The sequence below is a fragment of the Phosphitispora fastidiosa genome, from assembly GCF_019008365.1.
Taxonomy (GTDB): Bacteria; Bacillota; Thermincolia; order Thermincolales; family UBA2595; genus Phosphitispora; species Phosphitispora fastidiosa.
In genome coordinates this window covers 19991-40270 of record NZ_JAHHUL010000001.1, presented here as the reverse complement: position 1 = coordinate 40270, position 20280 = coordinate 19991, and the positions used below count along the sequence as shown (strand labels likewise).

26 protein-coding genes and 1 riboswitch are annotated in these 20280 nt (G+C 44.0%); of the genes, 6 read left to right on the top strand and 20 right to left on the bottom strand.

All coding sequences use genetic code 11. The features are described 5' to 3' along the window. Positions 1–17: 17 nt before the first annotated feature. The 4 genes from Ga0451573_RS00235 to Ga0451573_RS00220 all read right to left on the bottom strand — a co-directional run bounded on the left by Ga0451573_RS00235 (position 18) and on the right by Ga0451573_RS00220 (position 3180). Complete coding sequence (locus Ga0451573_RS00235) at positions 18–563, bottom strand: hypothetical protein (protein WP_231681859.1); 546 nt, start codon at positions 561–563, stop codon at positions 18–20. Positions 564–645: 82 nt separating this feature from the next. Then, positions 646–2061 carry a sensor histidine kinase gene (locus Ga0451573_RS00230; protein ID WP_231681858.1) on the bottom strand — a complete coding sequence of 472 codons (1416 nt, stop codon included), beginning with the start codon at positions 2059–2061 and terminating at the stop codon, positions 646–648. Continuing rightward, positions 2058–2741 (bottom strand): winged helix-turn-helix domain-containing protein, encoded by a 684-nt coding sequence (locus Ga0451573_RS00225; protein ID WP_231681857.1) that lies wholly within the window; start codon positions 2739–2741, stop codon positions 2058–2060. The genes Ga0451573_RS00230 and Ga0451573_RS00225 overlap by 4 nt, the downstream gene beginning before the upstream one ends. Beyond that, positions 2734–3180, bottom strand: coding sequence for a hypothetical protein (locus Ga0451573_RS00220; RefSeq protein WP_231681856.1), 447 nt, complete (start codon positions 3178–3180; stop codon positions 2734–2736). Before Ga0451573_RS00220 ends, Ga0451573_RS00225 begins: the two co-directional genes overlap by 8 nt. Positions 3181–3336: 156 nt before the next feature. Here Ga0451573_RS00220 and Ga0451573_RS00215 point away from each other — a divergent pair, with 156 nt between their 5' ends. Next, positions 3337–4491, top strand: a complete 1155-nt coding sequence (locus tag Ga0451573_RS00215) for a sensor domain-containing diguanylate cyclase (protein WP_231681855.1) — start codon at positions 3337–3339, stop codon at positions 4489–4491. A gap of 328 nt (positions 4492–4819) precedes the next feature. Further along, positions 4820–5551 (top strand): septum site-determining protein MinC, encoded by a 732-nt coding sequence (gene minC, locus Ga0451573_RS00210; protein WP_231681854.1) that lies wholly within the window; start codon positions 4820–4822, stop codon positions 5549–5551. A 70-nt stretch (positions 5552–5621) separates the two neighbouring features. Here minC and Ga0451573_RS19635 read toward each other — a convergent pair whose 3' ends face one another. Beyond that, positions 5622–5756: a hypothetical protein gene (locus Ga0451573_RS19635; RefSeq protein WP_269438021.1), complete on the bottom strand. Its 135-nt coding sequence runs from the start codon at positions 5754–5756 to the stop codon at positions 5622–5624. Between the two features lie 165 nt (positions 5757–5921). On the opposite strand from Ga0451573_RS19635, the gene Ga0451573_RS00205 reads away from it, so the two are divergent. Next, positions 5922–6110: a small, acid-soluble spore protein, alpha/beta type gene (locus tag Ga0451573_RS00205; protein WP_231681853.1), complete on the top strand. Its 189-nt coding sequence runs from the start codon at positions 5922–5924 to the stop codon at positions 6108–6110. Between the two features lie 93 nt (positions 6111–6203). Next, a complete protein-coding gene (locus Ga0451573_RS00200; protein ID WP_231681852.1) occupies positions 6204–6299 on the top strand; it encodes a DUF1858 domain-containing protein in 96 nt (31 codons plus the stop codon). Between the two features lie 345 nt (positions 6300–6644). Here Ga0451573_RS00200 and Ga0451573_RS00195 read toward each other — a convergent pair whose 3' ends face one another. From Ga0451573_RS00195 to Ga0451573_RS20155, 7 genes are all read right to left on the bottom strand, one after another. Further along, positions 6645–7178, bottom strand: a complete 534-nt coding sequence (locus tag Ga0451573_RS00195) for an NUDIX domain-containing protein (RefSeq protein ID WP_231681851.1) — start codon at positions 7176–7178, stop codon at positions 6645–6647. Positions 7179–7184: 6 nt separating this feature from the next. After that, the gene (locus Ga0451573_RS00190) at positions 7185–9185 is read right to left on the bottom strand and encodes an Eco57I restriction-modification methylase domain-containing protein (protein WP_231681850.1); all 2001 of its coding nucleotides are present in this window, start codon (positions 9183–9185) and stop codon (positions 7185–7187) included. Beyond that, positions 9186–10295, bottom strand: coding sequence for a putative lipid II flippase FtsW (ftsW, locus tag Ga0451573_RS00185; RefSeq protein WP_231681849.1), 1110 nt, complete (start codon positions 10293–10295; stop codon positions 9186–9188). Positions 10296–10364: 69 nt separating this feature from the next. Further along, positions 10365–10865, bottom strand: coding sequence for a tetratricopeptide repeat protein (locus tag Ga0451573_RS00180; RefSeq protein ID WP_231681848.1), 501 nt, complete (start codon positions 10863–10865; stop codon positions 10365–10367). 133 nt (positions 10866–10998) lie between these two features. Then, positions 10999–11622: a DUF3786 domain-containing protein gene (locus Ga0451573_RS00175; RefSeq protein WP_231681847.1), complete on the bottom strand. Its 624-nt coding sequence runs from the start codon at positions 11620–11622 to the stop codon at positions 10999–11001. Positions 11623–11633: 11 nt separating this feature from the next. Further along, on the bottom strand, positions 11634–12740 hold the full coding sequence (locus tag Ga0451573_RS00170) for an MGDG synthase family glycosyltransferase (RefSeq protein WP_231681846.1): 1107 nt from the start codon (positions 12738–12740) through the stop codon (positions 11634–11636). Beyond that, positions 12737–12856, bottom strand: coding sequence for an RCKP-type rubredoxin-like domain-containing protein (locus Ga0451573_RS20155; RefSeq protein WP_337833070.1), 120 nt, complete (start codon positions 12854–12856; stop codon positions 12737–12739). The genes Ga0451573_RS00170 and Ga0451573_RS20155 overlap by 4 nt, the downstream gene beginning before the upstream one ends. 125 nt (positions 12857–12981) lie before the next feature. Between Ga0451573_RS20155 and Ga0451573_RS00165 the strand changes: the two genes are divergently transcribed. Both Ga0451573_RS00165 and Ga0451573_RS00160 read left to right on the top strand, forming a co-directional pair. Continuing rightward, positions 12982–13341, top strand: a complete 360-nt coding sequence (locus Ga0451573_RS00165; RefSeq protein ID WP_231681845.1) for a sulfite exporter TauE/SafE family protein — start codon at positions 12982–12984, stop codon at positions 13339–13341. After that, positions 13342–13698, top strand: a complete 357-nt coding sequence (locus Ga0451573_RS00160) for a sulfite exporter TauE/SafE family protein (RefSeq protein ID WP_231681844.1) — start codon at positions 13342–13344, stop codon at positions 13696–13698. A 319-nt stretch (positions 13699–14017) separates the two neighbouring features. On the opposite strand, the gene Ga0451573_RS00155 is transcribed toward Ga0451573_RS00160, so the two are convergent. The 8 genes from Ga0451573_RS00155 to Ga0451573_RS00120 all read right to left on the bottom strand — a co-directional run bounded on the left by Ga0451573_RS00155 (position 14018) and on the right by Ga0451573_RS00120 (position 20216). Continuing rightward, entirely contained in the window at positions 14018–14458 is a 441-nt protein-coding gene (locus tag Ga0451573_RS00155; RefSeq protein ID WP_231681843.1) for a Fur family transcriptional regulator, read from the bottom strand. A gap of 52 nt (positions 14459–14510) precedes the next feature. Further along, positions 14511–14696, bottom strand: coding sequence for a hypothetical protein (locus Ga0451573_RS00150; protein WP_231681842.1), 186 nt, complete (start codon positions 14694–14696; stop codon positions 14511–14513). Continuing rightward, the gene (feoB, locus tag Ga0451573_RS00145; protein ID WP_269438020.1) at positions 14686–16653 is read right to left on the bottom strand and encodes a ferrous iron transport protein B; all 1968 of its coding nucleotides are present in this window, start codon (positions 16651–16653) and stop codon (positions 14686–14688) included. Before feoB ends, Ga0451573_RS00150 begins: the two co-directional genes overlap by 11 nt. A 35-nt stretch (positions 16654–16688) precedes the next feature. Next, positions 16689–16910, bottom strand: a complete 222-nt coding sequence (locus Ga0451573_RS00140; protein WP_231681841.1) for a FeoA family protein — start codon at positions 16908–16910, stop codon at positions 16689–16691. A gap of 194 nt (positions 16911–17104) precedes the next feature. Next, a complete protein-coding gene (locus tag Ga0451573_RS00135) occupies positions 17105–17263 on the bottom strand; it encodes an aspartyl-phosphate phosphatase Spo0E family protein (protein ID WP_231681840.1) in 159 nt (52 codons plus the stop codon). Positions 17264–17355: 92 nt separating this feature from the next. Next, positions 17356–17441: riboswitch (cyclic di-GMP riboswitch) on the bottom strand. Positions 17442–17537: 96 nt separating this feature from the next. Continuing rightward, positions 17538–18956, bottom strand: coding sequence for a VWA domain-containing protein (locus Ga0451573_RS00130; RefSeq protein WP_231681839.1), 1419 nt, complete (start codon positions 18954–18956; stop codon positions 17538–17540). A gap of 16 nt (positions 18957–18972) precedes the next feature. Then, on the bottom strand, positions 18973–19839 hold the full coding sequence (locus Ga0451573_RS00125; RefSeq protein WP_231681838.1) for an AAA family ATPase: 867 nt from the start codon (positions 19837–19839) through the stop codon (positions 18973–18975). Between the two features lie 80 nt (positions 19840–19919). Beyond that, positions 19920–20216, bottom strand: a complete 297-nt coding sequence (locus tag Ga0451573_RS00120) for a hypothetical protein (RefSeq protein WP_231681837.1) — start codon at positions 20214–20216, stop codon at positions 19920–19922. Positions 20217–20280 lie beyond the last annotated feature (64 nt).

The window sequence follows — 20280 nt, the reverse complement described above, 5'->3', positions numbered from 1 at the left end:
AATGTTTTTAATAGAAACTAGCTTCCTCCTGGCGAACCTCCGCCGCCGGATGTGCCGCCACCTGAACTGCCTCCCTGTTGCTGGATGCCTCCTCCTCCCTGAGTCCCACCTCCCTGGATAAGCTGCATCATTGATTTTTGTACTGCTGTCGAAAGAGCTTCCTGAAACTCAGGAGTTTCTATGGCTTTCTTGATTTGTTCCTGGAATACTTTTTTCATCTCAGAGGTTTCCAGGGCTTTTTTAATTTCTTCCTGCAGCATTATATTTACCTCTGATGTCTCAAAGCTTTTAACGACCTCCTCGCTGAGCGCCACATCAGCGCCAGGTGTTTTAAGTAATTCTCCAAGCTTTTGTGTTTTTGCTGAGTCTTTGATAAGCATGCGGATTTCTTCAGATTTCATTTCTTTGGCAACATTTCGTTCAACTTCCCTTGGACTTACGTATGGTTTTTTCTCCGGACTTCCTCCTAAACTGAGGGAACAACCGGGAAGCAGCCCGCCAACCGCAAAAATAGTGACTATATAAATTAGTCTGATTAATAGTGAACCGGAAAGCTTTTTCACAGCATACAGACTCCTTTCAAAAAAACCTTAACTTAGGTTTCCGCCTGCTGTGCTGTTTTATTCAACACCAATTTGGAGGTGCTTATCTGCTTCTGGGTAGTACAAATCCGATTTCCGTGCCGCTGCCTTTGACGCTGGAAACAAATACTCTTCCACCCAGGGACTGAATAATATGTTTTACTATCGCCAATCCCAGCCCTGTACCTCCCTGACCGCGGCTGCGTGCCTTATCAACTTTATAGAACCTTTCCCATATATGTGGGAGATCTTCTTCAGGAATTCCCTCTCCCTGGTCTCGGACCGAAACTGTAATATCTGCGGCGTTTCCCGAGAGTCTGACCCCTATTTCTGACCCTGCAGGTGCAAACCTGCAGGCATTATCCAACAGGTTTGTCATTACCTGTTCCAGCCTATCCCGATTGCCCATGACCATCACGTTTTGGCCCGGCTCGTCCTGGTAAACTCTTATTTCCTTATCATTAACTGCAGCGTTTACCCTTATTGCTGAATCCTGAACAATCTTTGCCATGTCTACAGATTCCCTGACAATATTCATGCTTCCCGACTCCAGTTTTGACAGGTCCAGGAGTTCATTTACCAGTCTTGCCAGTCTGAGACTTTCGTCATGTAGAATCCCCAGGTATTTTTTTCTCTTTTCAGGTGTCTTATCCTTACCGTCTATCATAGCCTCAATAAACCCCTGGATGCTTGTCAGCGGACTTCTGAGTTCATGGGAGACGTCTGCCAGAAAATCGCGCCTCATCTTCTCGTTCTTTTCTATTTGCGCTGCCATATGGTTAAAGGCCATGCCCAAATCTCCGATTTCATCACCCTGTTTCACAGATACACGTTCCGCAAGATTCCCCGATGCCAGCTGCTTGGCTACCCTGTTCATTTTCTGCAGCGGTCCGGTTACATACCTGGAAAGAAAGTAGACGACTACCGTAGAAAACAAAATCGAAACAACCGCAGAATAAATAAAAAGATTTCTCACCTTGAGCATAGTCTGGGCAATCCCTATAATTGGCGAATACATAATAATGCCGCCGATAACACGATTGTTTTCCTCGACGACCGGAGTAATGACCCAGAGAACTGTTTCATCATAGAGCTGTGACTTCCCCTTCCGGATACTCACTTTGCCCTGCTGCATTTCCCGGATGTCGGCAGGATCTACCAGATTCCCTTCATGTGCTTCTTGATCAGCGGCAGCAGCGATAACAAAGCCTCTGGGGTCAATAACCCATATTTCCGTACCCAGGTTCCTGTCAGCCAGGTTGAGCAGACTGATAAGCTCTGCAGGGTCCCTTTTGTTTATTAAAAAGGGTTTTACCAGTTTGGTGATGTCATTTGACTTCACCTGCATTTCCATTTGCTTGTTATAGATAAAAAAATTGTTTAACAAAAAGGACAGGAGAACACCCAGCATAGCCAGTGTAGAAATAATTATACATAAATAAGTTACCAGAATCTTGATAAATAACCGGTTTTTTATCATGGCTGCACCTCAAATTTGTAGCCTATCCCCCAAACTGTATGTATGTATGAGGGATTGTCCGGTAATATTTCCAGCTTTTTGCGCAGTCTCTTGACTTGGGAATCGACAGCCCGGGTATCCCCATCGAAATCGTATCCCCAGATTTTATCAAGCAGACTTTCCCTTGAAAATACCCTGCCGGGGTTGGAGGCCATCAGCAAAAGCAAGTCAAATTCCTTAGGAGTGAAATCAACAGGATTCCCGTCGACTTTTACCTGGCGGCTTTCAATATCCAGGACAAGCCCGGGGAACCGCAACACCTGGGCCTTGCTGCCTCCGGAACGGCTTCTTCTGAGAACTGCTTTCACCCTTGCTGTCATTTCTCTGGGACTGAAGGGCTTAGTTATATAGTCATCTGCCCCGAGTTCAAGTCCCAGCACCTTATCCGTCTCATCTCCCTTTGCAGTCAGCATTATTATTGGTATATCCCATTCCTGCCTGATTTCCCGGCATATCTCCCAACCATCTCTGACCGGAAGCATGATATCAAGGATAACCAGGATTGGGCAGATTTTTCTTATTTTTTCCGGAATACCGCGGCCATCATTGGCAATCTCCACTTGGAAATCATCTTCCAGGTACATTTTGATAAGTTCACATATATTTGGGTCATCATCCACGACCAGAATGGTATCACTCATTCCTGGAAACCCCCGCTTCAATCATTTTTTTTAGAATATCAGTGGCTTCTGCAGTTATTTTTCCGGTTTTCAGCTTAAAAAATAACTCCCTCGGCTGGGCGCTTTGACCATAAAACGTGACATTAAGGAGATACCTGTTCCATAGCGGGTTCCAAAAAAGAAAATAGTATGGATTACCCTTGCACCTTGAAGCCCAGAGATTTTTGTCAGGATTCAGAGAAATCATTTTTACCTTAATAATCTTCTGAAAATCAAGCGCTAGGGACCAAGCCTCCACGGCCAGTTCCCGGTAACGGATCTGTTCCCTGGAGAAGCACAGTATCCCCCTGCTCTTGGGCAGCCAGAACGACCCCTTTTTATTTGAAGGGATATCCCCGTAATAGTCCGCACGTACAATAAATTCATTATTGTTTTGCTTATCAGTGCTAATTCTTTTCAATATAACCACTTTCCCCTTGTTTCGCCTTATTGTAAAAATATTAATAATTAGAGGTTTTCTGGGTACTTTTATCGAATTGGTTTTTTATCGAATTGGTTATCGAAATAATTATTCTATTTGTTAGTTGGCAGCACCAGTGAAAGGGGGTAGATGCATATGACAGACAAAAGCGGTTTTCCAAACTCAGGGAAGAGATATAAACTGGGAGCTTCACTGCACCAAAATTCGATTTTGCTGCGGAAAAGGCTGGAGGATTACCGTCTTAAGAATGCCGAATTAATATCACAGTTAGAGAGAACCGAATTTGAGAGTAAGCTTTTTCGGGAAATTAATACGGCCATAACTTCAACCTTCGAGCTGCAGGAAATCCTCTCTTTAATATTACAGGTCCTGACTACCCTTGTAAATACCCAGGGAGTATCGGTTATCCTGATTAACGAAACTGACAACACGCTTCGGATAGCTGAGAGCTATGGTCTTGCTACTAAGGATATCGAAAATTTCTATATCTATTATGCCAGACTAAACGAAGGATTCTTCTATGAAATGACTGTAGAGAAAAAACCCAGGTTCTTCGAAAGAGATACCGGTGTTTTCCCTCTTCTTCTATCCGTTCCCCTGATTTCCAGAAACAAGGTCATTGGTTTTTTAAATATCCACTCGATGTACAAAAACAAGCCCCTGACCACTGAAAAAACGTTTCTGGTTTATGCTCTTGCCAGTCAGGCATCTATTGCCATCAGCAATGCCCAGATGTTTGGCGCTATGCGGGAACAGGCAATAATGGATCAGTGCACCGGACTATATAATTTCCGGTACTTCCAGCAAAGGCTCGATGAAGAAATGACCTATGCTGAAGAAAACAATGAACCCTTGTCACTGATGATTCTGGATATAGATCATTTCAAGCGGGTCAACGACACCTGGGGTCACTTATATGGGGATACCGTACTACGGGAATTAGCCAACCTGCTGAAGCGGAATGTCAGATCCGGAGATGCGGTATGCCGTTATGGAGGCGAAGAATTTGCCATTATCCTGCCCAGGTGTGAAAATGAAATAGCGCAAAAAATAGCTGAGAGGATTAGGGTCAGAATCCAGGAAACAACTGCCAATGACAGGAGAAATGTCTTTAAAGATCCAATCACCGTCAGTATCGGTGTCTCCGGATATACTACAGGTGTCAGCAAAAATATCCTTATCCGACAGGCGGACCTTGCTCTTTATTGGGCTAAAAACAATGGCCGCAACAAATCCCATCTCTTTAATCCGGACTTGAATATGGAATATGAAAAATATAATCAAAAATAAAACAGGCATAAGCCTGTTTTATTTTTGTATAATTACTGCTAATATACCGATTAGAAAAGTAAGTCTTAGTAATCCGTATTTGATCCTGATTCCTTGGTACGGCTTTTTCTCCAATGCTACATTTGAGCTGAGCATTTTAGAGCCTCCTTCCGTGGATTTGTAACGGTTCATCCTTGACCCGTTTATTTGATTTGTATCTTTTATCGGGTTAATTCGAAAAAAACTTTAGGGTTTTTCAAATAACTTTTTGGAGGATATAGGCATACCGGGTCGAATTTCTATAACATGGATTTAATGAGGTATTTGAAATTTGGAGGATTGATATTTTATGAACGGTGACATCATCAGCATCAAGGGCACCCGCAACGGACTGGTTGCTCTGATTAATACAGAATATGACTTCACCGAAATCAAAAATATGCTAAGGGTAAAAATTGTAAATTCGAGAGGGTTCTTTAAAGGGGCTCGGATAACATTCCATTATCCGTCAGATAAGTTCCTCACGGAAGAGATGACCGTAGAACTGGAGAACATTTGCAGCGAATATGGGCTGCTGCCGGACAGGCAAATTACCTGGCCCACAGCGTCGGAACCCAGAAATATCACTGCACAGGCTAATAACGAGGTGGCCGTATCGCTGGCAGATGATGTCAACCCTGTTATGAAGGAGGCATCTCCTTCTCTCCCGGAATCAGGCATCACACAGGCTGACCGGGAACCCAGCCTTCTGGTCAACCGCAGTTTGCGTTCAGGACAGAAAATTTCCTATGATGGAAATGTTATTATTATGGGTGATGTCAATCCCGGCTCTGAGATTACAGCTTCCGGCAATATAGTAGTTTGGGGCAGTCTGCGGGGAGTTGTTCATGCAGGCGCCGGCGGAAAACAAGACTGTTCAATTATGGCATTTCGCCTGAAACCTGTTCAGTTAAGGATTGCTTCAATTATCAGCCGGTCTCCCGAGAATCAGCAGTTAACTTCTTATCCTGAGGTAGCCAGTCTGGCTAACGGAAAAATGGTTATCGAACCTTACCTTACATATGGACTGAGGAAAAACTGAATGTTGCCCAGAAAAGATAAAAGGCCTGCTGATTGTAGTCAGCATGCCTTCTATTTTAAATCCTTAAACTTTACTTTTCTAAAGCAATAACGTAAACCTCTGACCCGTTATGCATCTGGTTCATGTCTTTTTCGAACTTTTCCAGAGCCCCGATTTCTTGTTCATTCAGGTTAGAAATTTGCAATTCATTCAGCTTGTTTTTCATACCCACCCTCCTTACCATCATAAGATATAATTACAAATCATTAAACCATATTATTGCCCCTGCGGTTAATTTTTATACCTGTGATGGATACATAAAATGATGGATACATAAAAAATTGCAATTAACAAAAAATAAAACTGGTGTAAAATATAAAGGAGGCCTGTAATGTCAGGAAGGCATGGAATCATGTCCGATGCCCTGAAATATGAACTGGCAAAGGAACTCGGTGTTCTCGAAACCGTTCAGAAGGACGGTTGGGGTGACGTATCCTCGAGAAACTGTGGTAATCTGGTCCGCCTGGCTATTGCAAGAGCTGAACAAGCGATGGCAGATGGTACACTCCTGAACAAATAAAAAATAAATATTTTACACCACCAGGAGGAATTTACTCCTCCTGGTAAAAATAATACAGAGTGAAAATATTTTCCGGAATGGAGGCTGTTTAATTTGATAGCAGAAAACACAATTATCCTTGAGGTTATCCGCAATTACCCGGAATCGGTGAAGGTTTTTGCCAAATACGGTCTTAAATGCCTTGGCTGAGGCGGCGTAGCTTACGAAAGCGTTGGGCAGGCTGCCCGCGTTCATGGTATTGATGGGGAAGCTCTTTTAAAAGATCTGAAACAATTAGAAAAATCACCGGTCACCTAAAAACTGTTTTCAAATTGCCGTTTAAACGTGCATAGAGAGGGGCAGATGTATTCCTGAAGGCGGGTTCCACCCGTCTTCAGGAATACATCTGCCCCTCTTCTTAGTATTTCTTTTATGTTCAATGTTTTGCCCTTGGACTATTTTTTTTGCGGTTGGCTCTGGAAATGACCGTGAAATATGGTGAGATGTTGTAGCTCACCATGTTTCATTACGGTCATTTCCGGAGCCAACAAAATGTCAGGTAGCCTCAATCCGCAAAGATGCCAGCAGAATCCCGGCTATCGACTTGGCATCTGCTATTTCACCGCGCTCAATCATCTCAGTGGCGTTTTGCATAGGTATCGGGTGAATTTCAATGAATTCATCGTCATCCATTTCCTTTTTATCAGGATATAAGTCTCTGGCGAGATAAACATACATTAATTCATCACTGAAACCAGGCGAGGTGTAAAAAGTTGCCAAATGCTGCCATTCCCTGGCTCCGAACCCGGTTTCTTCGGCCAATTCCCTTAACGCACCTTCCTGAGGAACCTCACCTGCATCAATCTTGCCGGCAGGTATTTCCCACAGTATTTTTCCGGTGGGATACCGGAACTGCTTTATTAAAATAATATCACCCGTTTCGTTAACCGCCACCACTGCGACCGCCCCCCGGTGTACCACTACTTCCCGGTCAGTCGTCTTCCCATTTGGAAGGGTAACTGTATCTACCTTAAGGTCAAGAACCTTACCTTTGTATATGGTTCTGCTGGCAACAGTTTTTTCTTCCAATCCGAATCAATCCCCTTCCATCAAGCCGATTATTTTCTCGATTTTCGCAGCCGGAGTCTGTAAAAAGTTCATAACAGTTTTTGCCTCAGCAGCGTTAAACCCATACAACCCAAATACCTGCGCCTCGGCCCGGTTTTGCAGGTCTTCCCATTCGCGAGTACCCGGAACAGCGGTTTCCAGGGCTGCCCCGGTCAGAATAATTTCCTTCAGCAAATCTGCCTGGATACCGGTAATACCCTGTACAGGGATTCCCGCAAGGTAACCGCTGTTAAAACGGAGATACCCATCTGCCAAATGGATAGGCCAGTATACAATCCGGTAATAGAAATTGAGCAGGAATGAGTTAAAGAGAACAGCCAGGTATCTTAAATTAAGGAATAAATCTTCGTTAGTAATATAATATACTCTTCCCAGCAGACTTCCCGAATAATCTACCGCAGCAGAAAGTCTGCGGGCAATACCCGGAATGACCAGTTTAGGCATTTTTATTTTTCCCATTTTGCCATACTTTATCTTACTGCCATCTATCCAGGCCCCTGGTTTTACTTGGTAGGGTGTAATATCACCTGCCTGGATAAATGACAGGAAATGCTCATGCGGGTTTTCCTCAGTTCCTCCAGGCAGCTCTTCGGTAACCCATTTTCCAAAACCCGCGACAGCAAGACCACATGCTATTTGGCTGCGGGAAATGCGTCCTTTGACAGAGTCCAGCTTATTTATCAGCGGTAAGGTATCTTCAGTAAGCTCTGTTGTCAGCAGGTACTCCTCACGCTGTTGGAAAAAATCCTGTTTGACGACGACAGGTTTGCAGTTGTGCGCATTTTCCCAGCAGGATATATTTATGAGATTTATCAATCTCTCTGCTGCCGGAGTCTTCCGCGAATTGGCGACTGTAATAATAACCGGATAGGCTGCAGTACCATGGAAGTCCTTTAGTGTGGAAACATCAATAATCTCAGTCACATGGTAATTCTCCAGCAGTAATTGGCGCAAATTCAGACCATATTCTGCTGCCAAAAACTTATTAGAGGTTATATAGCAAAGCAAACCTTCCGGACCCAATAATTCCAAGCCCTCTTCGAGAAAAAGCACACTGAGGTCATACTGCCCTCTGGCCGACCGGTACTTCTCACGGTATTGTTTCTTTTCCGCGGCTGATATCAACTTATTGGATACATAAGGAGGATTGCCGATAACAAGATTAAATCCCCTCAGGTCAGCAGATATACCGGTATCAAACAACCAAGGATAAAGGACCCGCCGGTCGGCTGTAATGGTATTGGCAGCTATGACATTTTTTTCAATGATTTTTTTGGCTTTTAATATAGATGAAAGTTCTTCGCAGTTATGTTCTGATAACTTTGACAGACATAAAACTGTCAGCAGAAAAACAGCCAATTCTACAGCATCAGGATTAAGGTCTGTGCCGTAAACAGCTTCCAGGGCTTGTGCCGGAGAATAACCATATCCTGTCAGGCTCTCAAACAGCTCAATGAGAAATGACGCCCCGCCACAGGCAGGGTCAATTGCCTTGAATCCCTTGGGGATACCTTTGTTTTTCGATACCCTGATTATTTCGGCAGCAGAGCGGGAAACCATGAATTTCACGATATCCGGGGGTGTATAATATGAACCGGTGTTTTTTCTCACCGTACTGTTCTTATTGCTGTCCCTTAGACCCATCGATGCTTCAAACACCTGACCGGGGACATGCAGGATCTCACCGGTTGACACGGAACACATATAATCCTTTATCAGAGCCGCCGTTTTCTGGTAATCTGCTGCAATCTCAGAAACATCTGCAAAAAAAGAAGAAAAGCAGCTGATTAATCCCGCATTTCTCGTGACAACCTGTGTAATAGACCAGTTTCCATATTCCCCCGGATTTTCATAAACCTGTTGATGCAGCAGCATATCTGCTGCAATCAGGCCGGCCGCCTTATAAACGATTTCAGCTTCTTTGCCTCCTGCTTCAGCCAGAGACCAAGCGTTTAAAATGGGTTGCATTTATTCACCTATTGACCTTTGCTGATTTTGGGTAAATCTCGAAATATTCAGCAGAACTCCGACTGCAGCCATTTTGAAGATCAGTGATGAACCACCGTAGCTTATAAATGGCAGGGTTATCCCGGTGACCGGCATGGAAGAGGTAACCACTGCAATGTTGATTACAGCTTCTACAATAATCAGAGTTGTAATTCCAATGGCCAGCATACTGCCAAAGTTATCCCTGGAGTTGCGGGCGATCAGGTAGCCCCGGGAGGCAAAAATAACGAACAGTATAATTACAAAAACCGCACCTACAAAGCCGAGTTCTTCTGAAAGCACACTAAATATAAAGTCTGTGTGCTGTTCTGGAATATGTCCGAACTTCTGCATGGATTGGCCTAACCCTACACCCAGAAATCCACCTGATCCTATCGCATAAAGTGACTGCACTATCTGATAAGTACTCCCAAGAGGATCTTCAAAAGGATTCAGAAAGCCATAGAATCTATCCATCCGATAACCTTCCACCATCACAGCAATGGAAGCCACCATACATCCCAGCAGTGCAATTCCGCCCAGGTGTTTCCAGTTCGCTCCACCGGCGTATAGCATTATGTAAGACGTAATCCCTATTACCATTGCTGTCCCCAGGTCAGGCTCTATTACAACAAGTCCCCATACAACCGCGATAAGTATCAGCGGCGGTATCAAACCTTGTATAAATGAATCCATTTTATCATGTTTTACACTGATAATTCTTGCCAGCATCAGGATGAGACAAAGTTTTACAAGCTCTGAAGGCTGAAACTGATAATTGCCGATGAATATCCAGCTGTAAGCGCCGTTTCTCGGTTCAAAAGCAAATACAGCCAAAAGCAGCACAACTGTCAGAACGGCTGAGGGAATAACCAGGTCATTCAGCTTACGGTAATTAAATCTTGACATGACCAGCATTCCGAAAAGGCCAACACCAATCCAGCCTAGCTGTTTCCGGAAAAACAAAAACCCATCTTTGCTAGCTCCGGCCACAGTAGTGGGTGAACTTGCACTTAACACCATAATTATTCCTATGCCAAGCATCAGCAGCACGGAAACCAGGACATACCAGTCGATATTTCTATTTCTCACGATTATTGCTCCTCTTATTGGTATGATGTTGGGAACACATTCTGTAAGTATATTTTCCACAAATGAAGCTTAAATTCCTGCCCCGGAACAGGTCTTATCTATCCAAAACAGCGCATCGCTGTTACCGGGCTCCAGCTGCAGGGCATTTTCAAAGCATTGTTCAGCCAGGTGATACCTTCCGGAAAAATAATATGCCTTGCCAAGGTTTATTAAGGAAGGCAGGTGCTGAGGTGATAATTCCAGGACTGCTTCCAGACTTTCTGCCGCTGATTCAAAGTCTCTTGTGTCGAGACCGATCATCCCCAGACAGTAAAGTGCAGAAATATTGTGATCATTTTCAAGAACACCCTCCATGACATTTTTGGCCTTATCCAAGCTGCCCATTTTGTAATAAACCCATCCGGACTGCACCGTTTTTTCTTCATCCGCATCCGATGCAGCTAAATCCACCTGGCGTTGGCTGTACAGTGAACCAAATAACCTCGCCAGATCCCCAGCGTCAGGCACATTGGTCTGAACTGATACTGTAAAGACGATGAGAAACATCATACTGCAAAAAATACGGCTCATAAAAAACAATCACCTCCGGTCTAGTCACTTACTATTTTACACCGGAGGCTTCCTGAAACTTGTTGAAATCACAGAAGTGGAAACCAACAAATACTTGTATAAATTGACTCCTGTGAGAAAATCACCTGATTATTTACTTTTTTTGCAGCAGGCTGCCCAGTTGGTAGATAATCAATCCTGAAACAAGGGCATAGTCTTCAGTTGGCAGGTAAAACGGCGCCGAAGCATCGAAAAGAATGTTCCCGGAAGCCGGGAATTCATCATCACCTGACCAGATAACATAGGTGATGGGTACATTCGGGAAGGGGTAAATGGTCACACTGGTATCACCAAGGCTTTGTTTTTCAGCGCCAATGCCTTTTGCCAGTTCCACAAACTCATCCTGTCTTTCGGCAAACAAATTCAACATCGGTTTAATGGCCCGTCTGGTGAATGGTTCGATATAGATGGCCCCATCAGGAAGTTCTTTAAACGAAATTAATTTGCCCTGAAGCGGCGCCCCGTTTGCGGTATTCAAATAATGCAGAATGAGTATTTTTACTGTAAGGGACACCTCTTTCCCATCTTCTGCAGGTTCCACTCTGCCATCAGGATATGAAACCCGAAAAGTGTCTCCCAGATATGTTATTAAAATTCCCCCGGTTTCAGGGTTATACTCAGCGCCGGCGTTTCTGGCCGCTTCCCGGGGCTCTTTTTTTTGAAGCTGTTCCACAGCAAATTGATATGTTACATCAAGATTCAGATAGCTTTTTGGCAAGGTAAATCCCCCTATATAATCAGAGTCTCCATATAATCCACAAGCCTGGCCGCAGAATCCGGTCTGCCAATCAGGGCGCACATCTCTTTAATCTGTTTCAGCCTAATCTTATTTTCTAAGAGATTTTTGATCTGAGGCGCCAGGTTCTGCATTTTGCGGACCTTTACTGCAACGCCGTTGTTAAGCAGGAATTCGGTATTCCGGTCTTCCTGCCCCGGCAGCGGATTAACTATCACCATGGGCAGCTGCTGAGCCAGAACTTCAGCCGTAGTCAGCCCCCCCGGTTTGGTAATAATAAAATCGCTGGCCGCCATAACTTCAGCCACATTATCAATATATCCAAATACCTTTATCCTGTTTTCAGTTGTAAGCAGCTGCAGCGTGTTCCGCAGTTTGTCATTTTTCCCGGTCAGGGCAACAATCTGTAATTTAATATCCGCATTTCCCAAGGTATTAATAATATCCTCGATTTCGCCCATGCCCAGTCCGCCGCCCATCACCAGGACGGTGACTTCTGGTTCCAGACCAAGCTTTTCTCTCATTTCCTGCTGATTCATCTTTTGGGCGAACTGTGGTCTCAGCGGTATCCCGGTACACATGGTTTTTTGTTCACTAATGTGGTATTCCCTTATCTGGTATTTAATTTCTTCACACGGGATTACATACATGTCAATATTTTCATGCACCCAGAACGGGTGAATGGTATAGTCGGTCATAACAGCAATCACAGGAATCCGGAGCCCATATTTTGATTTAATTATTGACAGTATTCCGGCGGGAAATGCATGAGTGCAAACCATCACCTGGGGGTCAAACTCTTTAATCAGTTTCTCCATCTTTGAGGAAACAAGTTTTGAAAGTATCTGATTCAGGTCAATAAACTTGTCCCCTGCTTCAGCCTGATTATATAAATACCCCCATATTTTGGGGTTGAATTTGAGGGACTCCATGTAGCTTCCCGCAATGACCTTGTTAAGTACAGGATTGATGTATTTGAAGGTATCAACGGTCATGGTCCTACAGTCAGGGAAGCGTAACGTAACTTCCCTGGCTGTGGCTTCAGCTGCAAGATCGTGGCCTGACCCGATAGAAACCGAAAAAAAGAGAACTCTTTTCATTTGTTGTTTTCTTCTTTCTTTGCGAAAGAATCATTAGAACCGCATTCGGGACACTTTTTCGGTTTACACCTGGTTTCTTTAGTAAAACCGCAGTTTGCACATACAAAAACTGCCATTTTAAAACCTCCTAAAAATAATTGATTTCTTGTTATAATATACCACAATTTTACCTGAGTCAAAAGGAGGAATAGGTAAAATAATAACTTCTGAATCACAAAAATTAATCTGTCACAGGTGGAATATGAAACATATTAGTCTTCTGCTTCTCATCGGGATAGGAATTATAACCGGTTTGATAAATGGCCTTCTGGGAATTGGCGGAGGGACAATTCTAATTCCGGCAATGGTTAGTTTGATGGGGATAGCCCAGCACCAAGCCCATGGAACATCACTCGCTGTCATTCTGCCGACAACTGTTGCCAGCTGTTTAATTTATGGGCTGAATGATGACCTTAACCTTAGGCTTACCATGCAGGTAGTAGCGGGAGGCGTAGTTGGCGGCTACCTGGGGGCAAAATTGATGAACAGAATTCCGGCCCGAAAACTGAGACAGTTTTTCGGTGTTTTCATGTTTTTGGCCGGGCTGAGGATGATGTTTTAAATGATTGTGACAATCATCGGATTTTTTGCCGGAATACTGAGCGGACTTGCAGTCGGCGGCGGCACTCTGCTGGTCCCTGCTTTGGTGTTCCTGACCGGGATTACCCAGCATACTGCCCAGGGTGTCTCCCTGTTGTCATTTGTGCCAACATCCATTGTGGCTGTTATTACCCACTACCGGCAGGGCAATGTACGGCCACGGCTGGCAGGTTATCTGGCCATTGGCACAGTGGCAGGAGCGCTGCTGGGCGCTATGATAGCAGTAAGGATTCCTGCCCCCGCTCTGCAGCGGATTTTTGGTATTTTTTTGATGGCAATGGGTTTTTACGAGTTCTTTTACAAAAGCCGGGATGAATAGAGTCTGACTGTGCCTCTTCTTTAGAGGCAGTCAGACTGCTGACAAAGTCAATAATATTGAACTGTAAAATGCTATAAGACAGGGGTAGATGTGTTCCGTAGGGCGGAGTCTGTCGTCCGTCCGGCCCACGACCGCAAAGCGGGAGCGGTTGCCGGCGGAGATGTCTGGGGGTCCCCCCGATCCGTCGAAGCCCCGGCTTTCTGAAAGGCCGGGGTTCGGTAACGGATTGGGGGCCCCGCCCGAGGAATTCATCTACCCCTGTTCATGTTACATTTTTATTATCAAAAAATATGGGGTATGTCAACAAGCTTACTGCCTCTCATTTAGAGGCAGTACACTTTTCACAGTAACCATAAAATTTAAGCTGGTGGTCCACAATCCTGAACCTGCTTTTTTTCTCAATAGCTGATTCCAATGATTCCAGCAGGTCGTCTCCAAACTCCATTACTTTCCCACACGAGAGACATATCAGGTGGTGGTGGTGATGAACTTCAGAGGTGCAGAATTCGTATCTGCTGCGACCGTCGCCAAAATCCATTTTTTGAAGGATATCAAGTTCCGCAAAGAGGTCCAGGGTACGATAGACCGTGGCCAGTCCTATCTCCGGATTGTTTTGTTTAACCATTCCATAGATATCTTCAGCGCTCAGGTGCTTTTCGAGACTTCTGGTAAAGGCCTCCATTATAATCCTTCTTTGAGGGGTTAATTTATATTCCCGGTCACACAGCTTTTGTTTTAAGGTCTCAAGTGAGAACTCCATACAATCACACCTCAACCTAATTATATTTTAAATAGCGCAGTTTTGCAATAATTTAACATTTATCTGCACACCCGCTGCAGTTTCCCCCACACCCCAGCTTGACGATAGATGAAAAACACCTGGGACATTTCAGGCTTTTGGGGGCGCTGATTTTATTCCCACATGTTGGGCATTCGATTGCGTCGTCAGCCTTTTTGTTTTTGCTCTCTTTATTGTTACCTTTAGTTTTATCGCCCATAGTTTATTCCTTCTGATGTTAATTTTGGTTTTCTGACAAAAATTTTCGTGAGCAGCAGAACAGCCACCAGGACTAAAACCAAGCCGATAATTACAGCATATACAGACCCGGTGACCTGGTAAACCTGATTTAGGGAACCACCGATGATGAAGGCCAGGAATAAAACACCGGACCACATAATAAATCCTTCCCGCCGGCTGCGTTCTTTAAATATAATCAGAGTTGAGGCTATACAGGGCACAAAAAGGGTAATTGTGACCAGGCCGATTACAGTCTGAAATTCATTCAGACCCAGGTTGTACAGCCCCGCTGCGCCAAAATCACGCCTGACAAAACCCATAATAAAAATAGTTGCCGATTCCTTCGGCATCCCCAGCCAGCCAACAGTAACCGGCTGCAGCAGTCTCTGCAGCATTTCCAGCAAACCCGTTACCTGCAGGATTCCTATCAGGAGAGCGCCTCCTGCAAAGAGCGGTGTTGCCTCCAAGACAAAGTGATATGATTTTGTAACTGTTTTCTTGAGTACATTCTCAATCCTGGGCATCCTTAATGGCGGCAGGTCAATCAAAAGGTCTGTCGACTCACCCGGTAAAAACCTGTTAAGCAGTGTACCTGTAACAATAAGCACAGTCAGGATGGAAATAACATAGAGGGCAACCAACACCCCGTCTAAGGAACTAATCAAACCCGCAATAACTGCTAGCTGAGCTGAACACGGGATAGCCAGCGCCAGCAGAAACACAGCAATCCGCCGCTCTCTTTCCGAACCCAGAACTCTGGTTACAATAGTAGCCAGGGTAACACATCCAAAACCGAGAATGATGGGAATTACAGCCCGCCCGTTCAATCCGATTCCAGATAGAGCCCGGTCTGTAAGGGCAGCTATTCTGGGAAGGTAACCGGAATCTTCAAATGCAGAAAGTACCAGATAAAATCCAAAAACAAGGGGTAACAGGAGTCCGAGTATATATGTTACGGTCATTGTCAAAACACCAAATTCACCAATAAGAATTGTACCCAGTACAGAACTTTCATTGAAATACTGTCCAACCAAGGATCTGATAAAAGGTTCGTATTTACCCTGCATCAGGGTTTCTTCGGTAAAGCCGACAATATCACCGGCAATAAAAACACCAATAAATTTATACATTAAATACAGACAAAATGCCAGAATCGGTATTCCGGTAACAGGCTTAATCATCATTCTGCCCAAGATTGTACCAATTCCCGAATTATTGCAGCCTTCTGAGACAACATGTCCCACTATATCATTTACCCTGGCCCTTCTGTTAAGGTAAATTTCCTCCCTTTCAGAACCCGGGGCAATTCCATGCCGTTCTGCTACTACGGAATCTCCCTCCAGTATCAGAAGAGCCTCTCCCTGGTTGGCAACCCGGTCATGGAGTTCATGTAACTTGCTATGAAGCCCGATGTCAATATGGCCTGAGCGGGCGCTGCATATTTTCCCTTTGAGCTCATCCATGCCCATTTGCTTTACAGCTACGGTTTGGATAACGGGAACACCCAGCAGGTCTTCCAAAAGATCAGTATCAATCTTTCTTCCCTGTTTCTCTGCTTCGTCAAGCATATTCAGGGCAACTACCACTGGGACACCTGTATCTATTATCTGTTGGGTCAGGAAAAGATCCCGTTCCAGGTGGACTGCATCTACGATATCGATTACAACATCAGCCTCAAGGATAATATCCCGGGCAATTCTTTCCTCATCATTAAATGATGAGATGCCATAAACTCCAGGAGTGTCAATGATAACATCATTTCCGTATCTTCCGTGGGAAATCTCAAGAGTTGTGCCAGGGTAGTTGGATACATCAACATATAATCCTGTCAGAGCATTGAAAAATACTGATTTACCAACATTGGGATTACCGGCTAAAACGATTTTTCTTGAATCTGGCGGAATATTAATTTTAACACCGCTATCATGACAATGCATAATATTTCAAATCTCCTTTGCTGTCACATAATATGTCAACTGATAAGTTCCACTGCAATCTGTCGTGCCAGCCTCCTGCCGATGGCAATTTCCTGGTTGTTCTTCTGCACCACAACCGGACCTGCAGGCACAACTTCAGCACAACAAACGATCTCCCCTTCAGAAATCCCGAACCTGATTGCCTGTGCTCTGATATCACTATTGCCGATACCGGTAATTCTTACCTTATGTCCCTTTTTACATTTATCCAGGTTCATACTCCGTTCCCCCCATTTTTTAATATGATGTTTTCTACTGATAATTACTTTTTACTGAGAAGCATTTTTCACTGAGAAGTATTTTCCACTGAGAAGTATTCTCATTTCCAAGTATAGATTATGATTAGCTAATAGTCAATATGTTTATAATAAAACTTCTGTTGATTTTGCAAAAAAAAATAGGCCTGATTGGCCTATCCCTTGGAATCACCAAGTTTCATGAATTGCACGATCATATTGTCAATAATGCAACTCTGCTGATAAATTTCGGGGTCACTTAAAATGTTGTTTTTTTCTTCCGCCAAGGTATTGAGTTCCCGCTGCATTTTTTCGATCTCCTGCACAAGATCCACTAAGGACTCCTCCTTCCCCTTTGCCGCCACCTATCAAAACATAAATTAACCGGTATCGATCATCAGATACCGGACCAAAGGTGAAGCAGCACTTCGGTAACCCGGCTGTCATAGCTTTTGTAGCTTTAGACCCGCAGTTTTGCGCCCCCAGTTTTCACTGGTTTTGCCATTTCGATACTCATATTAAATTTTATCGCTTTACATATAAAATTATACCAGAAGATTTCCAATTGTTGTGTCGTAATGTGTCGATAGACTCGAAAAATATTTCACATTATATAATTTTTCTGGCTACCCTGTCTAATTGCTCCAAATTCCGGCATTCGAATACCTGGTCACACAATCCTCCGTAAAGTGATATCAGGCTGTCTTCCTTGTCCCAGCTTTCAACAGGTTCCGGGTTCAGCCAGATAGTTTTTCTGACTTCCTGACACATATTCCGGAAGCAGTCTGCATGATCCCTGTGATAATTGTTGCGGGCATCCCCGATAATAACCAGAGTAGTCTTTTTATTAAGAATCTCAAGATACTTCTCATTAAAATCAATAAACATCTGGCCATAATCAGAGAATGCTGTTTTGGAGAATCTGGCCAGATTATAGATGTCTTTAATCCCATCTTCAATTTCTCTGTTCTGAAAATATCCGGTTACTTCGTCAGGAGTATCCACAAAAACAAATGACCTCACATGAAGATACCTGCTCTGAATGGAATAGACAAGCTGGAGGATAAACTCACTGAATATTTTCACTGAACCTGACAGGTCAAAGAGGACAACAAATTCCGGCCTTGTAGGATAGTGGTCGCGATAGGCAGGCTTTATTGGTACACCTCCATATGACATTGATCTTCTGATAGTCCCGGCCAGGTCAATCCGTCCCCTTTTTGACCGTTTTTGTCGAAACGACACTCTTGAGGCTAATTTATGCGCTATTTTACTTATTTTTTTTCTTATTTCTGCTGTCTGTTGGGAAGAAAGTCTGTAAAAATCCAGCTGATTAATATTTTCTCTGATTAAAACTGTTTCCAGCGCATCTGAGCCAAGTTCAATGATTAATTTTTTTTCCAGCTCCAGGTAAAGCATATCTTCAAGGTTTTTTAAGCGTTCCTGCCAAACCAACCAGGTTTTTTCATCCAGTTCACTCGCTGTATTTTCCAGTTTATATATGCCCATGTTCCATTCCAGAAATACTTTAACCTGTCTGATGGCATTTTTCATGTCCTCCAGGTCGTCTTCTTCCAGCCTGCCGAGGCCTGCAACCCCCTTTTTAACCAATGCGGACATTTCTTCAGGGACACCTGCCTGAATGACCTGGATGAAGTTATCAACTGCCGCGGAAGCCAGTCCCCTGCCCTGTCCAAATCCGGTGGTTCTCCCTTTGCTCATTCCCGGAACAATGTCGTTTCCCTGACAGGTGGTTTTCGGATTAGCTGGAACCAACGGGCCAAACCTGCTGCAGTTATCATGGCGGGCACTCATAAATTCAGGGTTGAAGTAATATTCAAATATCTTTTCAAATATGCGCATATCTGTCTGCACTTTTATCATTGTTGCCGAAATGGCATTAAAAAAATTAACCCTGTCAATTCCGGTTAGGGTAATTGCCTTCAAGGCTTCGGTAACCTCTGCATGCGAGACCCTTATCCCGGCCTTTCTCAGGAGTACGGCAAACTGAAGAATAGCTTTATCCAATTTGTTTCACCCGGCTTTATTCCGGCAGAAGACCGCTTATTCGTTCTTCAACCTTTTTAATATCCTGCTGGTATTTCAAAAGAATATTGACTGTATTCATAACAAGTTCCTCATTTAAAGAGTCCGCCCCCAGCAAGACCAAGGTCCGTGCCCAGTCAAGGGTTTCGGAAATGCTGGGAGACTTTTTGAGGACCATCTTCCTCAGTGACTGTACGAATTCCACGATTTTCTCAGCCAGAATGCCATTTATTTCCGGCACTTTTATTCTCACTATAGCCAGTTCACGCTCCAGAGAAGGGTAATCAATATATAAATGGATACACCGTCTTTTCAGGGCATCACTGAACTCCCGGTAGTTGTTGCTGGTCAATACAACAATAGGGATAGACCTTGCTTTAACTGTACCCAGCTCCGGAATGGATACCTGATAATCAGAGAGCGCCTCTAATAGAAAACTTTCAAACTCCTCGTCACTCTTGTCCAGTTCGTCAACCAGTAAGACAACGGTATTTTCTGCCTTTAACGCCTGCAGCAGCGGTCTGGCAAGGAAAAATTCTTCCGAAAAAATATTGGCCTTGGTTTCTTCCCAAGTCTTTTCGGTAAGGTGGTTTGCCTGGATGCGAAGCAGTTGTTTCTGGTAATTCCATTCAAAAAGCGCCTTTGATTCATCTAACCCTTCATAGCACTGGAGCCTGATAAGGCCGGTATCCAGTGCGCCGGCTGCGGCTTTGGCCAGTTCTGTTTTCCCAACACCTGCAGGGCCTTCGATAAGAAGTGGTTTTTGCAGCTTAACTGCTAAAAATACAGCGGTGGCTGCCCTGTAATTAATTAGATAATTCTGTTTGGTCAGTCTCTCTTTAACATCTTCTATCGACCCAAACAATTGACGACACCTCTCCTCATAACAATCAGCTATATAGAAAAATAAACCACTAACCTTTTGGTTAGTGGGATGTGTAACTACTACATCAGCTTACCGGGATCAAACATAGCAGTATACTGATCCCAGCCGCATTCTCCGTCATCTTCAAGCCAGTTAATAAAGTATTCCAATTTCTCCCGGCTAGGACGGTACTGTTCAAATATCATGCCAACATCATGAAAGCTGACCAAATTAAAGAGAACCTCGTTCACCAATTGATCACTTGTTTCACCCTGTTCATTGATCATATTATATGCCCAGTCGGATATCTCTTCTCTTGTAACCCGGCCTGACAGGTACTGGTCCAATACCATCCGCAGTGTATCCCTGTCAATCATTTGAAGTACACCCCCAATTTGGCATCTCGCATGAACTATTATAACACTTTTTCAATATTATTTC